General features: G+C 61.8%; 1 protein-coding gene. It reads left to right on the forward strand.

Going from position 1 to position 691, the window contains the following annotated elements:
* Positions 1-77: 77 nt before the first annotated feature.
* Positions 78-691 (forward strand): IS110 family transposase (locus AC5O77_RS21840; RefSeq protein WP_494507183.1); only part of this gene is annotated, 614 nt, incomplete at its 3' end.

Consider the following 691-nt stretch of genomic DNA (forward strand, 5'->3'; position numbering starts at 1 on the left):
GGGGATCGTCGATGTAGGCAAGCTAACGTCGGTGCGGTACCACCCCAGCCCCTTAAAGATAGCTGGGAGCCGTACAAATGTCTGATTCTCTCGATATTGGCGTGGACGTGGACTCCAAGGAGTTCGTACCGGCAGTGGCCGACCGCAAGGCCGGCGACAGGATCGCCAACACCCGGGCCGGCATAGCCCAGTGGCTCAACACCTTGCCCCAGCGATGCCGGATTGGCATGGAGGCGACGGGGCGGTATTACGAGTTGTTGGCTCGGATGGCTGGCCAGGCAGGCCACGTTGTCTATGTGATCAATCCACGTCTGATCAAGTACTACGGCCGGGCGACGGGCTCGCGTGGCAAGACGGACGCCATGGACGCCGAAGCGATCGCCCGGTACGTGAAGAAGGAGAACGATCGCCTGCGTGAATACGTACCGCGTACCGACGAGCAGCAACAGATGCACGATTTGCTGCGCAAGCGGCAGACGCTGGTAAAGACACGCGCGCGCCTGGAGCAATCCTTCGGGGTAAGCAAAAGTGCCCCCGGGGAGCTGTCAGATCTGTTCTGCGCTCTGGCTGGGACGCTGTCCGAGCTGGAAAGCGAACTGCAGCGCTTGGGTCGCGATGGAGAGCATGGCACGCTCTACAAGCGCCTGTTGACCATCCCTGGTATCGGCCCCGCTGTCGCCGCTCACCTGAT

The organism is Stenotrophomonas sp. INTA L402-1 (assembly GCF_059295135.1).